Source organism: Streptomyces sp. NPDC036764, from assembly GCF_055609385.1.
In genome coordinates this window covers 286,600-304,711 of the sequence record NZ_JBVJPT010000013.1, presented here as the reverse complement: position 1 = coordinate 304,711, position 18,112 = coordinate 286,600, and the positions used below count along the sequence as shown (strand labels likewise).

Below are 18,112 nucleotides of genomic sequence, written 5' to 3'. Positions count from 1 at the left end.
TGGACGTGAGAGATGGGAGGGGGGGAGGGAGGGGCGGGTGGGGGGGGGGGGGTGGGGTGCTGTAGGGGGGGGGGGTGGGGGGGGGGGGGGGGGGTTGTGGGGGGGGGGGGTCGGGGGGGGGGGGGGGGGGGGGGGGGGGGGGGGACCCCCCCCCCCCCCCCCCGCCGGGCGCGTCCTCCTGCTCCGGGCGTGTCAGGTGCCTTACGGCCTCGTAGTCGGGCTTGCCCGTGGCCAGGCGGGGGAGTTCTGAGAGGACCCGGACTCGTACCGCACGGGCCGGGAGCCCGGACTCCTCCGCGACCAGCCGCCGGATCCGTGCCTCCTCGTCGGTGCCGCCGAGCGCGGTCACAGAGAGCACCTCCCCGTCGCCCGCGCAGTAAGCGGTGACCCCGTGACCATCCAGCAGTGTCTCCACTTGCTGCGGGTCGATCCGCAGCCCGAGGATCTTCGCGAAGCGGCTGCGGCGGCCGACGATCTCGTACAGCCCGTCGGATGCGCGCCGGGCGAGGTCCCCGGTGTGCAGTTCCTGCACGGTCCGGCCGAGTGCGAGGTCGGCCGTGCTCTCGGCGTAACCGAGCATCACGTTCGGCCCCGAGTAGACCAGTTCGCCGACATCCGGACCATCGCCGTCGACCGGCTGCAGGCGGAACGAGCCGTCCGGTATCGGCACACCGATGGCCTCAGGGCGTTCGGCGGCGAGGCGAGGCGGGAGGTAGGCCATGCGGGCCGTGGCCTCGGTCTGGCCGTACATCACAAACAGCTCCCAACCGGCGCTGCGACCCAACTCGGCGTACCGGGAGACGCGTTCGGGCGCGAGCCGGCCCCCGGCCTGGGTGACCCGGCGCAGGTGCGGCAGCTCCATCCGCTCGAAGCCGATCCGGTCGAGCAGGTCGAAGGTGTACGGCACCCCGGCGAGCGAGGTGCCGCGCGCGGTACGGAACTCCTCCCAGAAGGCGGCGTCGGACACCGACCGCTCGGTGAGGATCAGGCCGGCGCCGCGCAGCAGGTGGCTGTGGATGACGGACAGGCCGTAGCAGTAGTGCATGGGCAGCGTGGTGGCCGCCCGGTCGGTGTCGTCGATGCCGAGATAGCTGGCGATGGACTCGGCGTTGGCCTGGAGGTTGTCGTGGGAGAGTCGAACCAGCTTGGGCGAGCCGGTCGAGCCGGAGGTGCTCAGCAGCAGGGCGAGGTCCGGGTGGAGGGTGTGGGCGCTTTCGGGGTGCCGTTCGTCGAGGGCCCACGTCCCGTCGGCGTTCGGGCGGGCGACGACGTCGGGGGCGTACGCCTCGGTCAGTGCGCGGATCGTGCTCTCGTTGTCGCCGGGGACGAGCAGGACGGGGTGACCGGCGGACAGGGCGGCCAAGTGCGTCACGAGCGCGTCGGCGCGGTTGCCCCCGGCCAGCAGCACCAGCCGCCGTACGGGCCCGAGGCGTTCGGCGGTGGTGGCGACCCGCTCGGCCATCTGGCGATACGTCAGCTCTTCGTCCGGCGTGATGAGCGCGACACGGTCGCCGTACGCCGCGAGTCCGCGCGTGAACGGCACGGTTTTCGGCCACGGGGCTGAAGGTGAGTCGGGGACGGCAGGTGCCGGGAGGGATCCGGAGAGGTGGATCACGGGGCGCGCCCTTTCCGCGGCAACGTCCGCTGTGTGCACATGACCCTTGACGATTAGGTAAGCTTTACCTTATTCATAGCATGGTCATAATCAAGCCACAGCAAAGCCACAGGATGGCTTCGCCCCTCGCTCTGCACCGACGTGACCGGTGGCGTACAGGCGAGCCCCGTAGGAAGGCACACACCATGCGACGCCCCTCGGTTCGCCGGATCACTGCGCTGGCCGCGGCCGGCCTGTTGCTCCCCGCCCTCGCGGCCTGCGGCTCCGACGACAAGGACGGCGCGGGCGCGGGCGGCGATTCTGCCCTCGTCATCTACTCCGGCCGCAACGAGAAGCTGGTCAAGCCGCTTCTGGACAAGCTGGAGAAGGCCGTCGGCACCAAGGTCGAGGTGCGCTACGGGGAAAGTGCCGAACTGGCCGCGCAGATCCTGGAGGAGGGCGACCGCACCAAGGCCGGGCTCTTCTTCTCCCAGGACGCCGGGGCGCTGGGCGCCCTGTCCAGGGAGGGCATGCTGCAGAAGCTGCCGACGGCCACGCTCGACAAGGTCGACGAGGCGTATCGCGGCTCCGAGGGTGACTGGGTGGGTCTCTCAGGGCGCGTCCGTGTGATCGCCTACAACCCGGACAAGGTCGCCGAGGCCAAGGTCCCGGACAGCGTCTTCGACGTGGTCGAGCCGGAGTGGAAGGGCAAGGTCGGCTTCGCGCCCACCAACGCCTCTTTCCAGGCTTTCGTCACCGGCATGCGGGTCCTCAAGGGCGACGAAGTCACCCGCAAGTGGCTGGGAGACCTGAAGGCGAACGGCGCCAAGACCTACGCCCACAACCTCGCCACCCTGGACGCCGTCGAGGCCGGCGAGGTCGAACTCGGCCTGGTCAACCACTACTACTGGTACGAGCGGGTCGCCGAGAAGGGCGAGGGCAAGGTCAACTCCAAGCTGCACTTCCTGCCCGGCAAGGACCCCGGCGCGCTGATCAACGTCGCCGGCGCCGGCATTCTCAAGGACAGCGGGCAGAGCGCCACCGCCCAGAAGGCCGTGGACTACCTGCTGTCGAAGGAGTCACAAACCTACTTCGCGGACAATACCAAGGAGTACCCGCTGGCCGCGGGCGTCACCAGCACCGTGGAGAGCCTGCCTTCCTTCGAGTCGCTCCAGTCCCCTGACATCGACCTCGGCAAGCTGGAGTCCCTCCAGGAGACGCTGGTCATGCTCCAGGACGTCGGACTGGTCTGACCGTCGTGCGCACACCGTCGTCCACCTCGCGCCCGACCGGAGCCCCGGCCCCGCCCGGTTGCGAGGCAAGTGGGGGCCGTACGGCTCGCTCTCTCCGTACGCAGGTCAGGGCATTCCGTACGTGGGGCAAGGCCCGCAGGCCCGATCGCAGACCGCCCCTGATCCTGCTGCTCCCTGCCTGCGTCGCCGCCCTCTTCGCCCTGCTGCCCCTCGGCTACCTCGCGGTCCGCGCCCTGGAACGCGGCCCCGCCTTCGCCTGGGAGGTCGTCGCCGACGAGCGGACGCTCGACCTCCTCGGCCGCAGCCTCGGTCTGACCGCCGTGGTCGTCGCGGCGTGTCTGGTACTAGGAGTCTCCCTTGCCTGGCTGACCGTGCGCACCACCTTGCCTGGGGCCCGCGTCTGGTCGGTGCTGGCCACCCTGCCGCTGGCAGTGCCGAGTTATGTCGCCGCGTTTGCATGGCTGTCGGCCGAGCCGGACCTCGCCGGCTTCGGCGGTGCCGCCCTCGCGCTGACGCTGGTCAGCTTCCCGTACGTCCATCTGCCGGTCGCCGCCGCGCTGCGCGGCATCGACCCGGCGCAGGAGGAGGCCGCACGCTCCCTCGGCTGCGGCCCTCTTCGGACCTTCGTGCGCGTCACGCTCCCGCAGCTGCGGCCCGCGGCCGCGGGCGGGGCGCTGCTCGTCGCGCTGTACGTACTCTCCGACTTCGGGGCGGTGTCACTGATGCGGTATGACACCTTCACCCGGGCCATCCACACCTCCTACCGCGCCTCCTTCGACCGCACCCCGGCCGCCGCGCTCAGCGTGGTGCTGGTCGTGATGACCATCGCGCTGGTGGCCGCCGAGGCCCGTACACGCGGACGCGCCGGGCACGCCAGGACCGGAACGGGCACCGCCCGCCCGGCGGTCCCGGTCGCCCTCGGCCGACGGCGGCCGCTCGCCCTGCTGTGGTGCGGGACGGTGGTGGCCGTGGCCGTCGCCTTCCCGCTGGGCACCCTCGGGTACTGGCTGGCCGTCGGCAGTTCGGCCACCTGGGATCTGGGCGGGCTCGCGGAGACGGCCTGGGCCACCTTGGGGATCGCGGCGGCGGGGGCCGGCCTCACCACGCTCCTCGCCCTGCCGGTCGGAGTGATCGCCGCCCGGCACCGGGGGCGTGGCGCCCGTCTGCTGGAGCAGGTCGCGTACGCGGGCCACGCGCTTCCCGGCATCACCGTCGCGCTCGCCCTGGTGTTCTTCGCCGTGCGCTACGCATACCCTCTGTACCAGCAACTCCCGCTGCTGGTCTGCGCGTACGCGGTTCTGTTCCTACCGGTCGCGGTGGCCGCCACCCGCGCGGCCGTGCTCCAGGCACCACCCGTCCTGGAGGACGTAGCCCGCACGCTCGGGCGACGGCCCTGGCAAGTGCTGCGCGAGGTCACCGTGCCGCTGGCCGCGCCCGGCGTCGCTGCCGGGGCCGCGCTCACGTTCGTGGTCTGCATGAAGGAACTCCCCGCCACCCTCCTCCTGCGCCCCACCGGCATGGACACCCTCGCCACCCGGCTCTGGACCGAGACCGGCGCAGGATCCTTCGCGGCAGCCGCCCCCTACGCCGCCGTGCTGATTCTGCTGGCCGCCGTCCCCTCCTACCTCCTAGGCAGGCACCGGACATGAACGACACGAACGCACTCCACGTCGAGGGGCTCACCAAGTCCTACGGAGCCGGAGAGCCAGTCCTGCGGGAGCTGGAACTAACCGTTCCGGCGGGAGCGCTGGCTGCTGTGCTCGGCCCCTCTGGCTGCGGCAAGACCACCATGCTGCGAGTCATCGCCGGATTCCTGCGCGCCGACGCGGGCACCGTCCGACTCGGCGACCGGCTCCTGAGCGGGCCCGGCGTCCATATCCCCCCGGAGCGGCGCCGTATCGGCATCGTGCCCCAGGAAGGCGCCCTCTTCCCGCACCTGAACGTGGCCCGCAACGTCGCCTTCGGACTGACCGGCGTCGACCATACCGAACGGCGGCGCATCACCGCGGAGATGCTCGAACTGGTCGGCCTCGCCGGATACGGCGACCGCATGCCGCACGAGCTGTCCGGCGGCCAGCAACAGCGCGTCGCCCTGGCCCGCGCACTCGCCCCGCGACCCGGGCTCGTGCTTCTCGACGAACCGTTCAACGCCCTCGACAGTGCCCTGCGTGCGGAAGTGCGAGCGGACGTACGGTCCGCGCTGCGAGCGACAGGCGCCACGGCCGTCCTCGTCACCCACGACCAGCAGGAGGCCCTGTCCACCGCAGACCTCGTCGCCGTCGTACGAGACGGACGGGTCGCCCAGTGCGCCACCCCGCAGGACCTCTACCAGTACCCCGCCGACACCTGGATCGCCGGCTTCGTCGGCGACGCCGTCCTGCTCCCCGCCACCGTCGACAGCGACGGCACAGTCCGGACTGCTTTGGGCCCCGTGCCCCTCGCCGAGCCCTCCAAGGGTCTGCGCACCGGTACAGTCCTGCTCCGCCCGGAACAGCTCCGCCTGACCGATGCGGACTCCAAGGGTGCGGTCAGAGGCACGGTCACCGACGTCTCGTACTTCGGCCACGATGCCATGGTCACGGTAGCCGTCGAAGGCCACGACACCCCCGTCGACATCCGCGTAGTGGGCCCGCTTCCGCTCCGGCTCGGGGAGAAGACGGGCATCCGCGTCGAGGGCGGGGCGAGCCTCCATCCCTAGCAGCCGGCCTCCGGGACTGACGGCCTGTACGTTGCCCGCACAGGTCGCATCGGCGTGATGCGGCTGGCGTCGGCGTGAAGCAGGGTCACGAGTGCCGATGGCTGGGCCTGCGCGCAGATGCCACCGTACGGTCCTGGCTCCACGCCGATCCGATGTGTTCGCCGGGACACGACGTGCTGCAGCAAGCGACAGGCTCATGCAGTCACGCGGGATGCACCTCCAGCATCAGGGTCGGCCCCGTCGAGCCGGCCCTGATGCTGTACGCACGATGGCGGTCAGGCCTGATAGGCCACTAGTGCCATCATGCCGACCTCACCGTGATACGCGTTGTGACAGTGCAGCATCCACTGCCCAGGATTGTCGGCGTCGAAGATGACGGACAGCTCCTTCTTCGGCAGCACGATGGCGGTGTCCTTGCGCGGGCCGCTGTTCCCGAGCTGGTAGGTGTGGCCGTGCAGGTGCATCGGGTGCCACATCTCGGTGGTGTTGACGAAGTCCAGGCGGACCCTCTGCCCTTCCTCAACCGTGAGCGGATTCGCGGTCGGGTCGTCCATTGCGAACGCCTTGCCATTGATGGCCCAGTCGTACCTGTCCATGCCACCGGTCAGCTCGACGCGGTGAACCCGGTCCACCTTCGAGGAGGGCAGTCGGACCTCGTGTGCCGCGCGCAGTTGAGATGCCGTGAGGATCACGCCATTCAGCTCCTTCGGGCGCGCGGTGGTCTTCGGTGCGCTCCCGGATCCCGTACGCATCACCGCCATGCCGGTGGCGTCCTTGCCCTCGGCCAGCGCAACCAGCGGGAAGACTCCGTCGCCGAGGGTGACCAGGACGTCGTACCGCTCCCCCATCCCGATCAGCAGGGCGTCGCCCTGTTGGTGCTCCACGGGGAACCCGTCGGTGTGGGTGACGGTCAGCTTGTGGTCGCCGAGCGCCAGCCGGTAGGCCGTGTCACCGCCTGCGTTGATGATGCGCAGGCGGATCCGCTGGCCGGGCTTGGCCTGGTAGACGGCGGGGTCGGCGGGAACACGGCCGTTGACCAAGTGGTACGGATACCTGACGTCGCCGGCGTCGCCGCCGAGCAGCTCGCTCTCGGCGCCCATCAGCATGAACTTCATCGACATCCCGCCGGAGGAGGGGGAGGCAGGCGGGGACGAGGAGGCGTCCCCCATCTCCATGTCCCCCATGCCGTGGCCGTCGTGACCACTGGAGCCGGAGTCGCCACCCATGTCCATGCCGCCCATGCCCTGCCGCAGTTCAGCGAGTACCTCGTCGGGGGTGCCGGTCACTCCGTCGACCCAGTCGTCCAGGACGATGACCCACTCCTCGTCGTACGACAGCGGTTCCTTGGGGTCCTCGACGATCAGCGGCGCGTACAGGCCATGGTCCAGTTGGACCCCGACGTGGGGGTGGAAGAAGTAGGTGCCGGGGGCGTCAGCGATGAAGCGGTACGTGAAGCTGGAGCCCGCCCGTACGGCCTGCTGTGTCACCGGGGGCACGCCGTCCGCGTCGTTGCGCATGGCGATGCCGTGCCAATGGATGGACGTCGTGGTCTTGTTCGGCAGCTGGTTGGAGAGTTCAGCGGCCAGGGTGTCTCCGACGGAAAGGCGGATCGCCTTGCCCGGGGCCTCGCCGCCGAAGGCCCAGCTCTTGGCCGTGACGCCGCCGCCGAGGTCGAGCATGGTGGGCGCGGCCGTCAGGGTCACCTTCTGGGTCCTGCCAGTGCCCTTCCGCTTCTTCTCCGCGGCGGCGACCGCCGAGCCGGAGGGGTTCACCAGGGCGGGCGTCGCGCTGGAGCCGGAGCTGCAGGCCGCAAGCGCGCCCGCGCCTGCGACGCCGAGTCCGGCGAACAGGACGGAGCGGCGGTTGATGCTGTTCATGGGTGTCCTCGATCTCTGTGTGCGCATGCGGGAGTTGGCGTGCTCGGACGACTCCTCGGCATGACAAAGGCGCGAGGAAGCCGGTGGGCACGGCCTAAATGCGCAACTGAGAGAGAACGGAGAGATCTGGGGGCGCCCGGTCCACCGTCCCAGCGGCCTTGGGCCCTGTGGTTGCGGCTCCGCTAGTGGCGAGACTCCACGGCACCGGGGCCTGTGCCGGTGGCGGGAGCTTTACGACCTCGAAACTCGCGGTCGCACAGTGCTGCATGGCCATACCCGAGCAGGCCGGGCCGTCGGCCCTGTTCATCGCCGGCATGGCGGCCGTCGGCCCTGTGCCCTGCGCGGCAGTACTTCCGTGCGCGTAACCGGACATGGCCGTCGCCGGTGCCGGGCTGCTGTCCGCCATCGCCATGCCGGGCGCCATCACGTGCGCTGCGGACGAAGAGGTCGGACCGATCGCCGCAGCGGCTGTCTCGTGGTGAATCAGTACGGCGAGTGCCGCGAGGAGGGCGATGACGGCAGCACACGCCAAGCGGACGGCGCCATACGAGGCGCGGGTCCGCGGAGCCCAGGCTCCCCGTGCTGTCATCGCTTCCCTCTGAGTTCCCGGTGAGACGAGAGCCCTCAATATACCCGGAGGGGGTAAGCATCGCCCATGCACGATTCCGCGGCCCGCATCAGTGGAGCCCGTGAGCGCCAGCGTTCTGGTGCGCTCAGACCTGAGAGACGGACACAGCGCCCGACGCACTGCGACTCTCACGCTCCGTCTGCCGCTTTCGCCGGCCGTAGGCGGTGACGCCGCGCGGCTTGTACACCGCAAGGATCACGGCCAGCAGCAGTGCGACCAGCGCAAGCACGGAGTGCAGCACGGGAGAGAAGCTGCGCACTGCCGACAAATCGAACTTCGGGTCGGCTGCCATCTGTGCCATGGACCTGAACGTGCCCATGTAAGTAAGCAAGACCCCGGTGGCGACCACATTGATCAGGAGCTTGAACAGCACCCAGTAGTGCCGAACGAGACCCCAGGGCGTCCCCAGGCACTGGACAATGCCGGTGAGCAGCGCTGCCAACGACAGGGGGACCAGGGCGCACCAGGCAGCCGGCTCCATCACGAGGTAGGCACCGCGTGCCGTCGCGGGATCCTGGCTGATCATGCCGATCATCGCCAGGGCGAGAAAGACGACGACCGCACCGACCCAGCCCACCGAGGACGTGACGTGCGCAACGAGGGCCAGCTTGCGCAGGCGCGGCGGCATGGTCATCCGATGCTCCGTACATCCGGTCCGGCGATTTCCGTGACGCCGATGACCGGACCCTGCCCCCCGAGGTGACGGCCCGGACCGTGCTCGCCAGGGACCAGCAGCATGACTACGAAGAGAAGAACCACGATCAGTGCGATGAACCCGGACACCTTGACCCAGCGCGGCATCCCCGCAGTCGAGGCTTGGCCGGGAACCTCACCCGACTTGGCGCGACCGTTCGGCTCCTGGGGCAGGTCCACCATGAGGGGGTCTCCTTGTCTCGCCTACCGCTGGGCGGCGTGCCCGTCGAATGACCTCAGTTTTATCGATACACTTTGTCACTGTCAAACCATACTGTCACCCCATCGGCATCGCGTACCCTTTTCTGCGTGCCGAAGCTGTGGAACGAGACGATCGAGGCGCACCGCCGCGATGTGCGCAACGCCATCCTGGACAGCACCGCCGCCCTGGCGGCCGAGCACGGACCCCTGTCGGTGACGATGTCTCAGATCGCCGAGAAGGTCGGTATCGGGCGGGCCACGCTGTACAAGTACTTCCCGGACGTCGAAGCGATCCTGCACGCCTGGCACGCACGCGAGATCGGCGGCCATCTCGCTCACCTGACGGAAGTCCGGGACCGGACCGACGGGACCCGTGCGCGCCTCGAAGCGGTGCTGGAGGCCTACGCCGTCATCACCCACGGATCCCACGGCCATCACGACACGGACCTGGGCGCATTCCTGCACAGGGACAGCGGCGACCACCTGACCCACGCGCACCAGCACCTTCAGCACATGGTTCAGGACCTGCTGGCCGAGGCGGCTCAGGCGGGCGACGTCCGGACCGATATCCCGCCCGCCGAGCTCACTCGCTACTGCCTCAGCGCCCTCGCGGCGGCACGGACCCTGCAGTCCGAGGCCGCCGTGCGGCGGCTGGTCACGCTCACCCTGGCCGGTCTGCGCCCTCCACAGGACTGACGCCCTCGGGGAAGGAAGCCCCTTCTGCTCAACACCTCTCGGCACAGCGAGGCACTAAGGACGTGCGTAGATAACAGCCAGGGGGCGACGGAAGTCGACGCGGCCGCGGAACGACGTGCCGTCGACGGCCGGTCGATGCGGAGGGCAGCGATGGGAAGTCCGGCCGCGAACTGGACGCTGGCGGCGATCGCCGTGCTCGCGGCAGTCGTGGGCGCGGCCCGGCCGGCCGCAGCCGACAGCAGCGAGGCCTGGTTCGCGGCCGGAGGTGAGTTCGTCATGGCCGGCGGCGTGGCCGCGATGTTCCTGCCGGCGCCAGCGCCCAGTTTCGGGGGGGGACCACAGTCTGTGACGAAGCCGTGACAGCTTCCGGCTCACGGAGGACCCCTCGCATCTGCTGGCCGTCGGCCAGACGCCGGCACCGATCAGTGCACGTGGGGGGCGCCGGTCGACTCAGGCTTGCCACGCGGCACAAGGCCCAGGGCTACGATGGCGCCGGCACCGGCCGCCGCGGCACAGACCGTGAAGGCGTCGCCGAAACCGCCCACTGTGCCCCGCTCGAAGCTGGAGGCGGCGACGGTGGAGACTACGGCGACACCGATCGAACCACCCACCTCGTGGAAGGTGTTGACGACGCCGGAGGCGAGGCCTGCCTCTTCGTGCTTCACCCTGGCCAGTGCACTCGTCGTGGCGGTGACGAAAACGGCGCCGAGGCCGAGGGCAGCTATCACGAAGCCCGCCAGCAGCCCGGCGTACACATTGCCCGTGTCCGACAACTGGGTCAGCGGGATGGTTCCGGCGGCCGCGACGGCCATGCCGGCAACAGCCGTCGGACGGCTGCCGATCCGGCCGACGAGCCGGGACCCGAGGTGTGCGCCGATACCGGCGGCCACGGCGACAGGCAGGAACACCAAGCCGGTCCGCAGCGGGCTGAAGCCGCGGATGTGCTGGAGATAGACGGACCCGAGGAAGAAGTACGCGATCAGCAGTGCGGTAGCGATCAGCATCAGGAACGCGCCCGCGAGCACCGGCCGCCGAGTGAACATCCGCAGATCCATCAGCGGCGCCAGGCTGGCTCGTTCCACCGCCGCGAAGACCGCGTACGCAACCACCGCACCTGCCAGCGGCAGCATGGTCGCGGCGTCCGCCCAGCCGCTGTCGCCCGCTTCGACCAGGCCGTAGATCAATGCGGCGGTGCCTGCGGTGACGAGCAGTGCGCCCGGCACGTCGAGTCGTGCGGGCTGCGGGGCGCGGGCCGGGACAAAGGCGGGGAGCGCGACCAGCAGGAGCAGCCCGACCGGCACGTTGATGAAGAACACCCACTCCCAGCCTGGCCCGTCGGTCAGGGCTCCGCCGAGGAGCACGCCGGCCGCGGAGCCGGTCCCGCCGATGGCCGCCCAGACGCCGAGAGCCTTGTTGCGTTCGGTGCCGTGGAAGGTGGTGGTGACGAGGGAGAGCGCGGCCGGGGACAGCAGGGCCGCTCCGACGCCCTGCCCGATCCGGCCGCCGAGCAGCGTCGGGGCGTTCTGCGCCAGGCCGGTGATCAGTGAGGCCGCGGTGAACAGGACGAGTCCGGCGAGCAGGGTGCGTCGCGCACCCAGAGCGTCGGCGAGCCGGCCGCCGAGCAGCATCAGCCCGCCGAAGCAAAGGGTGTAGGCGGTGACCACCCAGGTCAGCGTCGACCGGCGGAGATCGAGGTCAGCCGCCATGTCGGGCAGGGCGACATTCACCACGGTGACGTCGAGGACCAGCATGAACTGGGCCAGGCAGATCAGCCCGAGAGCGGTCCAGCGGCGCGGATCGGCGGATGGACGGCCTCCCTGTTCGGCGGTGTGCGGCGCACCGGGCGCGGGATGGGTCATGACGAGTCCTCCGGGTGCGTGGTTCCGGTATTTCCTCGTCGCAGACGGCGCGAGGCGAGAGGGTGAGGGGCCTCTCTCATCTGAACTGTACTGTTCAGTTCACATGAACTCAACTGTACAGTTCAGATGACTGTTAGGGTCGTGGCATGAGCGTGGACAGCGTCAAGCAGCCCCCAAGCGGACCCCGCAGCGAGCTCAAACGGCAGGCCATCGTGCGAACTGCCCGCGAGCTGTTCCTGCGGGAGGGCTTCGGCGTCGGGATGGACACCATCGCGGCCGAGGCGGGCGTGTCGAAGGTGACGGTCTACAACCACTTCGGCAGCAAGGAAGCCCTGTTCACTGCGGTCATCACGAGCGCCTTGGACGAGCCGCTCGCCGGGGAATCGTCAGCGGCGCTGGAGGGACTGGCGGAGGCGGAGGACCTGCGGGCCGCCCTCGTCGAGGCGGCCCGCACCTGGGTTCATGCTGTGCGCTCCAACCATGAGGTCACTGCACTGCGTAACCTCGTCGCCGCCGAGCTCCACCGCTTCCCCGAGCTGGGCGACGCCTGGCGGCACCACGGAACGGAAAGCCACCACCCCGCCGTCGCCAATGCCCTGCGCACCCTCGCCGAGCAAGGCCGCCTGGAGATCCCCGACCTGCAAGTGGCGATCATCCAGTTCTACGGGCTACTGGTCTTCCCCCACATGGTCTTCAGCTCCTACGGCACGCACATCGACGAGGAACTGACCGGGCGACTCATCACCAGCGGCGTCGACATGTTCCTCGACCACTACGGCCCCCGGGGCGCATAGCGCCCGTTCGCACCGGAGACCGGGAACGGCGCTACGACAGGCCCAGCACGCGTATGGCCAGTCCGGCCGCCGGCTTGGGACCGAACGAGGTGGATTTCCGGGGCAAAAGCACTCCGGCACCGGCCAGATCCCACACCGTGTCCTCACTGAGCACTGGCAACAGCAGCGCACTGCCCCCACCAGGTGCGGAGACAGCCGCAGTGGCCTGGCGAATGTCGTGGAGATACGTCACGGCGCCGGGCAGGTCGGGCGTGGACCAGGCGAGGCGGAGCAGCAGGTGGTCGCTGACAGCGGCGGGGAGTTGCGCCCACTGGTGGGCATGATCCGCCAATGCTTCTCGCAGTGCCCCGGGGTCGGGGTCGGTGATGCTCCAAGCCCGTCCCTCACCCATCAGTATGAGTTCGCCGCGCTCCGGCGGACGCGGCTCTCCCGGGAGCGGCTGGACTCGAGCTACTTCCGCGGCGGCACGTGCGGCTTTCTCTGGTTCCAGCGAAGGCAGTACGCGATGGATGGCGGAGAGCTGCAGGGAGTAGGTATTGGTGTCGACCAGCAGCGCGAGGCTGCTGTCCCACGGGCTTGCCCCATCTCCGCTCAGTTGGAGGCATGCGGCATGGCGGTGGTGGCCGTCGGCGATGAGAGCCTGCCCGACGGACAGTCCGGTGGTGACGAGCGCGAGTTCCTCCGGATCGTCGCAGGCCCACAAGCTGTGGGTGATCTCTTCGATCCGGGCGACTGTGACCGGCGCTCGGCGGGCGACCCGCTCCATCAACTGCGCGGTCGCCGGCTCCGTGTCTCGGTGGGCCAGGAGGAGCGGTTCCATCTGGGCGCGCAGTCCCGACATATGCGTGGCGCGCTGGTGGACGACGTGGGCCGACACGTCTTCGTGTGGCAGCAGCCGTCCTGCTTGGCGTGGCAGCAGCAGGTCGCCGATCAAGCCGCGTTGGAGGATCCGGGCGCCACGCTGTTGTTGGTAGACGTACAGGGCGGGCCGCTCGTCCCGGCGGAGTACGCCGCGCCGCAGCCAACGGCCCAGTTCGCGGGCCGCGCCGTGTGCTGCATCCGCGTACAGCAGGCGGGCCGCGTGGTGGGGGTGACGCCGGAGCGCGCGGGCCCGGGCGGGGTCGAGGTGGTCGTAGGGCGGGGCAACGAGGTCGGAGGGATCGCCGACTCGTTCCGTGTCGTAGCGCACGGCTCGAAAGGGGCGGAGCTGGAGCGGGGCAGGATTCGGGTGGGCCAGGTCGGGTGCGGCCATCAGGAATCTCCTGGTCGAGGGCAGGGTCCAGCAGCGGCGGGGCTCCAAGCGGTGCCCCGCCCCTGCTGGACGGCGGGCTGTTGGGCCGAGTGGGTCAGACGGTCGCGTGCAGCGGTGAGGCAGCGGGTGGTGCTGCCAGTCGGCCGGTGCGGTGCAAGCCGTGAAGGGCGACCGCGCACGCCAGACCGAGCGCGGCGAGCGTGATCCATGGCAGCGCTGGCATACCGGCCGCGCGGGCCCCATCGAGTGCGGCGCCCGTGCCGAGGTTTCCGACGGTGATGCCGATGCCGCAGATCGTGTTGTAGAGCCCGTAGTGCGTGGCGACGAGGCGGTCCCCGGCAAGGCGGACGATGGTGTCCATCTCGAACGGGTAGGCGATCATCGTGCCCAAGGCGAGCAGCAGCGCGGCGAGCGTCGGCGGTACCGCCGCGAGCAGCCACAACCCGATCCCGGGGGCCGGTACGGGAATCGCCGTGGCCAGCAGCAGGGGAACGAAGGCCAGGCCCATCGCCAGCAGCCCTCGCACGAGCGCCTGCCCGGGCTCATAGCGTGCCTTGCACCAGGCCGTCACCCGCGTCTGACCGAGGATGGTGCTCAGCCCGGAGACGGCGAACAGCACCGCAACCGCCGCCGTGCCGAACTCTCCGTCGCCGCCGAGCCGGCGCACCTCCAGCGGCAGGGCCAGGTAGACCTGGAAGGTCAGGACGTACGACCCGATCATGGCGACGGAGAACAGGACGAACGGCCGGTTGGCGAGGATGCCCCGCCACTCGGCGAGCACCCCGGGACCTTCGCCGCTCTTGTGCCCCTTTGCATCCTCGGCCCGCCGGGCGGGCAGCGCGCGGATCTGTACGGCGCTCAGCAGCGCGAAGATCCCGGCCGCCACCAGGCAGGTGACGCGGAAGTCCACCCCGGTCAGCACCATGCCCACGAGCGGTCCCAGCAAGATGCCGGCCTGGTAGAAGACGTTGAACAGGGCGAACGCCTCGACCCTGCGTTCCCCGGCGTCGGCTGCGAGGTACGCCCGCACGGCGGGGTTGAACAACGCCCCGGCCAGCCCGGTGGCAGCCGAGGCGGCCAGCAGCGCGGGGAGCGAGTCCACCAGTCCGAGCGTCGCGAAGCCGAGGGTCCGCAGCACGCACCCGGCGACGATCATCGGCTTGTAGCCCAGCCGGTCGGCCAGTGTCCCGCCGACGAGGAACATGCCCTGCTGGCTGAAGTTCCGTACGCCGAGTACGAGTCCGACGATCCAGCCGGCCAGGCCGAGAGTGCCGGAGAGGTGGGCGGCCAAGTAGGGCATCAGCATGTAGAAGCCGAGGTTGATGGTGAACTGGTTCACCATCAACAACTGCACACTGCCTTCGTACGACCGGACCTGAGCGAACAGCCCCTTCACCGGTCCTCCTCCGACGAGTCGGACTCGACGCCCGGTGCGTCCGCGACGACGTCCTGCTCCGTCCCTTGCAGGGTGAGGGGATCGACCACGGTGGTGCACCGGGTCCAGCGGGTGACCTCCTTCTCGTCCAGGCGGCCGACCAGGTCGGGCTCGGGGGCCGGTGGCCCGTCCAGCAGGCCGTGGGCGGCGCAGTAGTCGTCGTCGTAGACCGTCCCCAGGTAACGCTGCGGGCCGTCGGGGAAGACGGCGACGATGCGTGCGTACGCCGGCATCGTCCGGGCCAGCCAGCCGGCCACGAGCGCGACCGCGCCCACGCTCCACCCGCCGGTGGCGTAGTGGGAGGAGGCCAGTTGGCGGCACGTCCACACCGCCTCGTGCGGGGCGACCCAGTGCACCTCCGAGAAGTTGTCGTAGGCGACGTTGCGGGGGTAGATGCTGGAGCCGAGTCCGCGCATCAGACGGGGCCGGGCAGGCTGGCCGAAGATCGTGGAGCCGGTGGTGTCCACGCCGACGACGGTCAACTCGGGGTAGAGCTGCCGAAGGACCCGGGAGACGCCGGCCGAGTGGCCTCCGGTGCCGACACTGCACACCAGCACGTCGATGTGGCCCATCTCGGAAGCGAGCTCAAGGGCCAGCGGCGTGTAGGCCGCGACGTTGTCCGGGTTGCTGTACTGGTCCGGGCACCAGGAATCAGGGTGCTGCTCCAGCAGCCGCTGAACGCGCTCACGGCGGGCCTGCTGCCAGCCGCCCGTGGGGTGGGGCTCGGAGACGACGTTGACCTGGGCGCCGTACGCGGTCAGCAGCCGGGTCATGGACAGCTCCAGCCCCGGGTCGGTGACCAGGGTGACGGGGTGGCCGTACACCATCCCGGCGAGCGCCAGTCCCAGACCCAGGGTGCCGCTGGTGGATTCGATGATCCGTCCGCCGGGCCGCAGGTCGCCACGGGCGCGGGCCCGCTGCACCATGTGCAGCCCCGGTCGGTCCTTGATGCCGCCGGGGTTGAACCCCTCAAGCTTCGCCCAGAAGCCACGTCCGGCAGGGGCCAGCGGCTGCGACACCCGCAGCAGGGGGGTGTTTCCCACCAGCCCGGACAGGGCCGACTGACCGGGGGCTGCCGCGGTCTTGGTCAATGACTGCATGTCTCTGTTTTCACTCTCGCTCGATGAATGCAACGGGTGCGGGTACATCTCGCGCCCCGGGACGACATGGCGGATCACGGATCCGCGCTCAGGCCTGGGGACGAGGCAGCCGACGAAGCCGGCCGGCTGCGAGCGAGTGGTCTAGATCCGCCACCGAGACGTACGAACGAGTGCCGCACGGCCGGTGCGCGCGCTGCGGCGTCTGCGGATTTCATGCCGTACGACAGGTTTGAACTCCGCCGCGGACACGGTGGCAAGGACGACGAGGGCCGTCGGGGCGAGGGGAAGGTCCTCATTCGACTGGCCCGCCGGACGGAGGATCACGTCCGATACGCAGTCCTCAACACCGTGAGGTGCATGGGGGCCATGAGGATCGCCGCTCACCGCCACGGCCGGAGAGGCGGTGGGAGGCGGCACCGCCCCATGCGCTTCGTCGAGCACACCGTGCATGACGGCGCACAACACGAGCGTCATCACGATCGTGCCGCGAAGCACCGAGACGAGCCAGTGCCATGGAGGTGAGTCGCATGGCGCCAAGGGGGCGCGAGCGGGCGTACGGGAAAGGGTCGGCACAGGTCCTCCGCGCTGCCACCGCTCTCCGACAACGACGAAGGAGAGGCCGCAGACATGGGTGGGGTCAGGACAGCATCGACGAACCTGACCGGCCCTCATGGGCACGGAATCCGAGTTCGTCGCGCGTGATCAGCCGAGCCGGTGAAGACCGGCAGGCCGGTTGGAGGACTCTGTGCTTCTAGACTTGCTGCACAACGGAGGCTGCTCTCAGAGCTGCGGGTGATGCCTCGTCAACGGGCTCCCCTGCCGCAGGTACGCGTGCCGCCGAGGCGTCCACGTCACGGCGTGATTCACGAACCGATGCTGCAAAGCAGGGTGTTACCGAGGGAGAACTCTGCTGCGGCTGTCCGGAGGCGCATTGCTCGCCAGGATGTGACGGTTCGTGACCGCCATGACGGTTGTCCGCTGCTGCGTCGAGCTGCGGCACGGAGTCGACGGCCGCATGGCGCGTGTGCTCGACCGGCTTTGCCACGGGGGCCATTGCGCTGGTGGAGAGGTGTCCCTTGGCACTCTCCACGTATGCGCCGTGCGTCACCAGGACGCCGAACAGGAGCACGGCCAGTGCCACCACGCGTAGCAACGGACCCGCACCGGAGCGGGATCCGCCTATGCGCGGGGGCGACCAAGCCGTAACCATGCCGTGATCATAGCGGCCCGTCGGTGGTGATCGACCACCAGTCCTGGAACATCGGGTTAACTCGCCAGGCTTATGGCTGGTTTGCTGCGGCGAGTGTGCCGGCGTACCCACGAGGGCCCGGCGAGCGCCGCCCTTCATAGTGCGTGTTCCGCTTCGGCGGGTTCGGCCTGCGCCAACTCTTCGGACCCGTGCGTCGTGCCGCCCTCCTGGACCGTGAAGGCTGCCGTGCGCACTTTGCCGTCGTGCTGGAAATCCAGGAGCAGGCGGTACGCCGGCACGGGGCGCCGTTGCGGTGAAGGAGACCTCCGGGCCGGGCTGAGTCTTGCCGTCGCCGGGCTCGCCGTTGGGGTGAACATGGAGGTAGGCGAGGCCACCGGAGCGCAGGGCGACCATGTGGCCGTAGGCGCCCAGTACGAACGGGGAGGCCTTGCGTGACGGCTGGGACCAACCCAGGTGCGGATTCCGGGGAAGTATCCGTGGTCATCGCCCGCTTCGGTAGCTACCGTCACGCCGAGCGCATGCTGGCGTCGCTCGGGCGGGGGTTCCACAAGGGTGGCACGACTGCTGCCGTGGTCAGAGGAAACCCCGACGGGTCGCTGAAGGTAACTGCGTCTCGGGTGCTGTCGGCCGGTGATTTCATGTCCACCCTGATCCGTGTCTCGCTGTCATGAATGATCGGGTTCTTCGGCCTGTTTCCATGCTGAAAGGCGCAAAGAGTGGGGGTCCATGCCGCTCGCGTGCGGAAAGGGCACACCGGATCGGATGAGCACCGGGCCCACGAGCTCCTCGCCGAAGCCGGCCCGCATGGGGCCCTGGTGCTGG

The 18,112-nt window shown here is 69.8% G+C and carries 15 protein-coding genes and 1 pseudogene; 7 read left to right on the top strand and 9 right to left on the bottom strand.

The window, feature by feature from the left end; translation table 11 throughout:
• A partial coding sequence (locus ACZ69Q_RS35680; RefSeq protein ID WP_471050265.1) for an AMP-binding protein occupies window positions 1-1,543 on the bottom strand: 1,543 nt, incomplete at its 3' end.
• 257 nt (window positions 1,544-1,800) lie between these two features.
• Between ACZ69Q_RS35680 and ACZ69Q_RS35675 the strand changes: the two genes are divergently transcribed.
• Genes ACZ69Q_RS35675 through ACZ69Q_RS35665 form a run of 3 tightly spaced genes read left to right on the top strand, consistent with a single transcriptional unit; the run spans window position 1,801 to window position 5,545 of the window.
• Window positions 1,801-2,847, top strand: coding sequence for an iron ABC transporter substrate-binding protein (locus tag ACZ69Q_RS35675; protein ID WP_471050262.1), 1,047 nt, complete (start codon window positions 1,801-1,803; stop codon window positions 2,845-2,847).
• Window positions 2,848-2,852: 5 nt separating this feature from the next.
• Window positions 2,853-4,496, top strand: a complete 1,644-nt coding sequence (locus tag ACZ69Q_RS35670) for an ABC transporter permease (protein ID WP_471050259.1) — start codon at window positions 2,853-2,855, stop codon at window positions 4,494-4,496.
• On the top strand, window positions 4,493-5,545 hold the full coding sequence (locus tag ACZ69Q_RS35665; protein ID WP_471050256.1) for an ABC transporter ATP-binding protein: 1,053 nt from the start codon (window positions 4,493-4,495) through the stop codon (window positions 5,543-5,545). Before ACZ69Q_RS35670 ends, ACZ69Q_RS35665 begins: the two co-directional genes overlap by 4 nt.
• Window positions 5,546-5,820: 275 nt before the next feature.
• Here ACZ69Q_RS35665 and ACZ69Q_RS35660 read toward each other — a convergent pair whose 3' ends face one another.
• The 3 genes from ACZ69Q_RS35660 to ACZ69Q_RS35650 all read right to left on the bottom strand — a co-directional run bounded on the left by ACZ69Q_RS35660 (window position 5,821) and on the right by ACZ69Q_RS35650 (window position 8,926).
• Window positions 5,821-7,422 carry a multicopper oxidase family protein gene (locus tag ACZ69Q_RS35660; RefSeq protein ID WP_471050253.1) on the bottom strand — a complete coding sequence of 534 codons (1,602 nt, stop codon included), beginning with the start codon at window positions 7,420-7,422 and terminating at the stop codon, window positions 5,821-5,823.
• Between the two features lie 713 nt (window positions 7,423-8,135).
• A complete protein-coding gene (locus ACZ69Q_RS35655) occupies window positions 8,136-8,684 on the bottom strand; it encodes a hypothetical protein (RefSeq protein ID WP_471050250.1) in 549 nt (182 codons plus the stop codon).
• The gene (locus ACZ69Q_RS35650; RefSeq protein WP_471050247.1) at window positions 8,681-8,926 is read right to left on the bottom strand and encodes a hypothetical protein; all 246 of its coding nucleotides are present in this window, start codon (window positions 8,924-8,926) and stop codon (window positions 8,681-8,683) included. The genes ACZ69Q_RS35655 and ACZ69Q_RS35650 overlap by 4 nt, the downstream gene beginning before the upstream one ends.
• Before the next feature lie 126 nt (window positions 8,927-9,052).
• On the opposite strand from ACZ69Q_RS35650, the gene ACZ69Q_RS35645 reads away from it, so the two are divergent.
• The gene (locus ACZ69Q_RS35645) at window positions 9,053-9,640 is read left to right on the top strand and encodes a TetR/AcrR family transcriptional regulator (protein WP_471050244.1); all 588 of its coding nucleotides are present in this window, start codon (window positions 9,053-9,055) and stop codon (window positions 9,638-9,640) included.
• 150 nt (window positions 9,641-9,790) lie between these two features.
• Window positions 9,791-10,000, top strand: a complete 210-nt coding sequence (locus ACZ69Q_RS35640; protein ID WP_471050241.1) for a hypothetical protein — start codon at window positions 9,791-9,793, stop codon at window positions 9,998-10,000.
• A gap of 62 nt (window positions 10,001-10,062) precedes the next feature.
• Here the strand turns inward: ACZ69Q_RS35640 and ACZ69Q_RS35635 are convergent, their stop codons facing one another.
• The gene (locus ACZ69Q_RS35635) at window positions 10,063-11,499 is read right to left on the bottom strand and encodes an MFS transporter (RefSeq protein WP_471050238.1); all 1,437 of its coding nucleotides are present in this window, start codon (window positions 11,497-11,499) and stop codon (window positions 10,063-10,065) included.
• A 146-nt stretch (window positions 11,500-11,645) separates the two neighbouring features.
• Here ACZ69Q_RS35635 and ACZ69Q_RS35630 point away from each other — a divergent pair, with 146 nt between their 5' ends.
• The gene (locus tag ACZ69Q_RS35630) at window positions 11,646-12,293 is read left to right on the top strand and encodes a TetR/AcrR family transcriptional regulator (protein WP_471050235.1); all 648 of its coding nucleotides are present in this window, start codon (window positions 11,646-11,648) and stop codon (window positions 12,291-12,293) included.
• A 31-nt stretch (window positions 12,294-12,324) separates the two neighbouring features.
• On the opposite strand, the gene ACZ69Q_RS35625 is transcribed toward ACZ69Q_RS35630, so the two are convergent.
• The 4 genes and pseudogenes from ACZ69Q_RS35625 to ACZ69Q_RS35610 all read right to left on the bottom strand — a co-directional run.
• A complete protein-coding gene (locus ACZ69Q_RS35625; protein ID WP_471050232.1) occupies window positions 12,325-13,545 on the bottom strand; it encodes a DUF1015 family protein in 1,221 nt (406 codons plus the stop codon).
• A gap of 94 nt (window positions 13,546-13,639) precedes the next feature.
• A complete protein-coding gene (locus ACZ69Q_RS35620; RefSeq protein WP_471050229.1) occupies window positions 13,640-14,941 on the bottom strand; it encodes an MFS transporter in 1,302 nt (433 codons plus the stop codon).
• Window positions 14,938-16,080 (bottom strand): PLP-dependent cysteine synthase family protein, encoded by a 1,143-nt coding sequence (locus ACZ69Q_RS35615; protein WP_471050226.1) that lies wholly within the window; start codon window positions 16,078-16,080, stop codon window positions 14,938-14,940. The genes ACZ69Q_RS35620 and ACZ69Q_RS35615 overlap by 4 nt, the downstream gene beginning before the upstream one ends.
• 1,344 nt (window positions 16,081-17,424) lie before the next feature.
• A pseudogene (locus ACZ69Q_RS35610) lies at window positions 17,425-17,701 on the bottom strand (hypothetical protein); the annotation flags it as partial.
• A gap of 65 nt (window positions 17,702-17,766) precedes the next feature.
• Here ACZ69Q_RS35610 and ACZ69Q_RS35605 point away from each other — a divergent pair.
• Window positions 17,767-17,961 carry a hypothetical protein gene (locus ACZ69Q_RS35605; RefSeq protein ID WP_471050223.1) on the top strand — a complete coding sequence of 65 codons (195 nt, stop codon included), beginning with the start codon at window positions 17,767-17,769 and terminating at the stop codon, window positions 17,959-17,961.
• The last annotated feature ends 151 nt before the right edge of the window (window positions 17,962-18,112 follow it).